The sequence below is a fragment of the Saccharomonospora halophila 8 genome (assembly GCF_000383775.1).
GTDB lineage: Bacteria > Actinomycetota > Actinomycetes > Mycobacteriales > Pseudonocardiaceae > Saccharomonospora > Saccharomonospora halophila.
The window spans coordinates 51,068-55,241 of sequence record NZ_KB912556.1; the positions used below are offsets into that span (position 1 = coordinate 51,068).

At 66.1% G+C, this 4,174-nt stretch carries 2 protein-coding genes; both read right to left on the reverse strand.

Annotated elements, in window-relative coordinates; translation table 11 throughout:
* A partial coding sequence (gene metK / locus SACHA_RS21825) for a methionine adenosyltransferase (protein ID WP_083935843.1) occupies positions 1 to 1,198 on the reverse strand: 1,198 nt, incomplete at its 3' end.
* Between the two features lie 60 nt (positions 1,199 to 1,258).
* A complete protein-coding gene (locus SACHA_RS0112240; RefSeq protein WP_051110202.1) occupies positions 1,259 to 2,965 on the reverse strand; it encodes a glycine/sarcosine N-methyltransferase in 1,707 nt (568 codons plus the stop codon).
* Between the last annotated feature and the right edge of the window lie 1,209 nt (positions 2,966 to 4,174).

Consider the following 4,174-nt stretch of genomic DNA (forward strand, 5'->3'; position numbering starts at 1 on the left):
AGCCCTTCGCCGCGTCCTTCAGAGCGGCGGCCTTGTCGGTGCGCTCCCACGGCAGGTCCAGGTCGGGGCGCCCGAAGTGGCCGTAGGCGGCCGTCGGCGCGTAGATCGGACGCAGCAGGTCCAGGTGGCGGATGATCGCCGCCGGGCGGAGGTCGAAGACCTCGTTCACCGCGGCCTGCAGCTTGTCGTGGGCCACCTTCTCGGTGCCGAAGGTCTCGATGAACAGACCCACCGGGGCCGCCTTGCCGATGGCGTAGGCGACCTGGATCTCGGCGCGGTCGGCCAGGCCGGCCGCCACGATGTTCTTCGCGACCCAGCGGGTGGCGTAGGCCGCGGAGCGGTCCACCTTCGACGGGTCCTTGCCGGAGAAGGCGCCGCCACCGTGCCGGGCCATGCCGCCGTAGGTGTCGACAATGATCTTCCGGCCGGTCAGGCCCGCGTCACCCATCGGCCCGCCGACCACGAAACGGCCGGTCGGGTTGATCAGGATGCGGGGGTCCTCGGCCTCGAGACCGAGGGACTCGATCTCCGGCGCGATCACGTGCTTGCGCAGGTCGACGGCGAGTTCCTTGTCCAGGTCGACGCCTTCGGCGTGCTGGCTGGAGATCACCACGGTGTCCAGGCGGACCGGCTTGTTGCCGTCGTACTCGATGGTCACCTGGGTCTTGCCGTCGGCACGCAGGTACGGAACGGTGCCGTTCTTGCGGACCTCGGTCAGCCTGCGGGACAGACGGTGCGCCAGAGCGATCGGCAGCGGCATCAGCTCGGGCGTGTCCGTGCTGGCGTAGCCGAACATCAGGCCCTGGTCACCGGCACCCTGCTTGTCGAACTCGTCGAGGGCGTTCTCCAGCCGCGTCTCGTAGGCGGTGTCGACACCCTGCGCGATGTCCGGGGACTGCGCGTCGATCGACACGTTGATCCCGCAGGTGTTGCAGTCGAAGCCCTTGCCGGACTCGTCGTAGCCGATCTCCTGGATGCGGTCCCGGATGAGCTTCGGGACGTCGACCCGGGCCTCGGTGGTCACCTCGCCGGCCACGTGGACCTGACCGGTGGTGATCATGGTCTCGACCGCGACACGGCTGCGCGGGTCCACGCTCAGCATCGCGTCCAGGATGCTGTCGCTGATCGCGTCAGCCATCTTGTCGGGGTGGCCTTCGGTCACGGACTCACTGGTGAACAGCCTACGGTTAGCAGTCACTCTTATCCTCGTCTCTCGTAGGGAAGGGGAAATTCGGGGGTCGCTCGACGGGCGGCGGAGTCACGCCCTCGCGTGGAAGATGCCCCACGCGAGGTTACCGCTCTTGCCACCGGCGACCCAGTTCTTGAGACCGGTCTTCATGCGCGTGAGGTACTCCTCGCTGACGACCTTGGAGACTTCGTCGTGCCTGCGCTCGGTCTCGTCGTGGACCCGGCCGTAGTGGGTGGCCAACTGCGGCGTGTGGTCCTCGAAGTCGATCGACGAAAGGCCCAGCCGGTTGAGCTCCTTACGGTAGAAGCCCGGCGAGCCCATGCTGTCGAGGTGCAGCCGGTCCAGGATCGGCTTGAGCGAGGCCTTGTCCACCGAGTCCGCCGCCATCGGGTCGGTGAACACGAACTCGCCCGAGGGCTTGAGCACGCGCACGACCTCCTGGAGCACGCGCACCCGGTCACCGCTGTGCAGGAAGGAGTCCTGCGACCAGACGACGTCGAACTCGTTGTCCTCGAAGGGCAGATCCTCGAACGAGCCGTCCACCACGTCAATCAGGTGCGACAGGCCCTGCTCCTCGGTGAACTGCCGGTTGCGGTTGTTCTCGACCTCGGACAGGTTCAGGCAGGTGACCCTGCATCCGTAGGTCTTGGCCAGGTAGCGCGCCGCGCCACCGTAGCCCGCACCGACGTCCAGGATCTTCGTCCGCGGCGTGATCGTCAGCTTACCGGCCATGCGCTCGACCGTGCGCACACTCGCCGGGGCGATCGGCTCCTCCGGCGTCTCGTAGAGACCGACGTGGATGTCCTCGCCGCCCCAGATCGTGTAGTAGAAGTTGTCCGCGTCGTCCGAGTTGTAGTAGTCGCGGGCGACGTTCACCGCGCTGGAGTAGTTCGCCGCGTCGTCGACGGAGGAGATGTAGTTCTTGTCCGCGACGTGGATGAAGAAGTCCGGCTCCTCGGCGGTGTAGGTCTCCTGGAAGTCGCCGTAGGTCTCCACCCGCTGGAAGCCGACCTCCCGCAGCAGCCTGCGCGTGTAGTCCTTGCGCAGCGGGAACATGTTGAGGTGGTACTGCGAGCCGTCGGCGTAGGAGTACCGGAACCGCGCCAGGCCGTCGTCGACGTGCTCCGGCTCGGCCGTGACCTCCTCGCCCGCGTAGTAGTACGTGTGCTTGCTGGAGAAGCCGTTGTCCAGGATGGAGTCATAGTTGCGCTGGTCGAGGATCAGCACACCGTCCGGCTTGAGCACCGCGTAGAACTCGGCGAGCGCCTTGCGGCGGTCCCGCTCGGAGAAGAGGTGCGTGAAGGAGTTGCCGAGGCACACCACCGCGTCGAACTGCCCCTGCACATCCCGGTTCAGCCAGCGCCAGTCGGCGTGCACGACCTTGAGGACGTAGTTGTTGTAGCTCAACCCGTTCTCGAAGGCCTTCGCCAGCATCTCCGCGCTGCCGTCGACACTCACCGTGTCGAAGCCCGACTCGATCAGCCGGACGGAGTGGAACCCGGTCCCGGTGGCGACGTCGAGCACGGACGACACGCCCCGGGACTTCAGCAGGTCGACGAAGAAGCTGCCCTCGCTCTCGTACCGCTTCTTCCAGTCGATGAGGTCGTCCCACTTGTCGACGAAGCCCTTGACGTACTCGTCGGTGTAGTGGTCGGTGTCCCGAACGGTCAGCGGGTCCGAACCGAACTCCTGTGCCGGATGTGCCGCGATCTCCTGGTTCTCGTCAACCGCTCCGGCCTCCTTCACATCGGACGGGCCAGACCTCGAATCACTCATTACGCTTCCTTCCACGTTCGGCCAGACACAGCATTGCTTTCGCGACCCGCGTCACACTTCCCGGCAGTCCTCCTCGTCCTCGGGCGCGCACACAATTCCTCCGTGGCGCGCGCGGCCGTCGAGCCGGAAAAGGGCGCGCGAAAGCGCTGGGTCATCACAATCCGAGCAGCATCGACTCTGATACGACCCGCGACTCGCCGGCGGTAGTTCCGCACCCGGGCTCGGCGAGCTCGGCCCTCACCCCGACTCGGCTGATTGCAGCACATCGACGTTGATCTCCGCAATCGCCTCGACTCAATCTATTGAGTACCGGTCGAAAGTATCAATGGGTCAATTGCGTGATGTCGGGGCTCACCCCACGTACAAGCCGACGGCGCACGATCCGCACCTCCGGGCGCTGGGCGCACAGGGTCGAGCAGGGCCCCGGAGGGACATTCCCCGTGGTCGTCGGCGGTTTTCGAAAATCTTGACCAACCACTTGACACCCGAACCAAGCGATTGTGTCCAAGACGACAAACTCACCCGGACGGGGTAGTAACGCTGACGCTTCGTCGCCCAGTGCTCGACCGTACGTGACCTCCTAGGCCGAATGTGTGATGTCGGTCGCCCCGTTGCGTTCGTATCGTATACGGCAACGCGTTGCGTAGTACCCAACGGAAATCGCCCCGAAACACCGACGGTGAAATATTCGCACACCCTCGGTACATCCCGGTTCTGTTACCAGATCGTGCTTGCCCTCCACTCCGGGTGACGACAGCACATCCCGGGGCACAATCCCGCGATTCGCGGTCCGTCGGGGACGCCACCGCCGTTCCGCCCGCGTGGGGCGCAGCGCGATTATTCCGCGACCGATCGTCAGCGCGATCACCGGTGTCGCATTCCGTTCCGGGCCCTTCGCCACGTGATCCGTGATCAAAGGATCTGTCTCGATTCACCACGAACCGCGTCGGGTGTCCGATCGCACACCGCACACACCGGGCGACCCCGATTCCGAATGTTTTTCCCCGCGTGGGCGCACACGATTCCGCCGCCACCCGGCACCGTCGGTGGCACACTTTCCCGTCGCCCGCCGTGCGGCGGAGAACACGACACGCCGTCGGCCGAGGCACGTTCAGGGCCGTGTCCGGGGCCGGCCCGGCCGGTGTCGCCCACCGTTCGACCGCGTCGTGCCGTCGGCCCCGGCACGGCACCGGCTCCGTCGGTCGCCCG

What these genes read in the sequence shown, in the direction of transcription:
- SACHA_RS0112240 (WP_051110202.1), bottom strand. Translation starts at nt 2,965, where the DNA reads ATGAGTGATTCGAGGTCTGGCCCGTCCGATGTGAAGGAGGCCGGAGCG.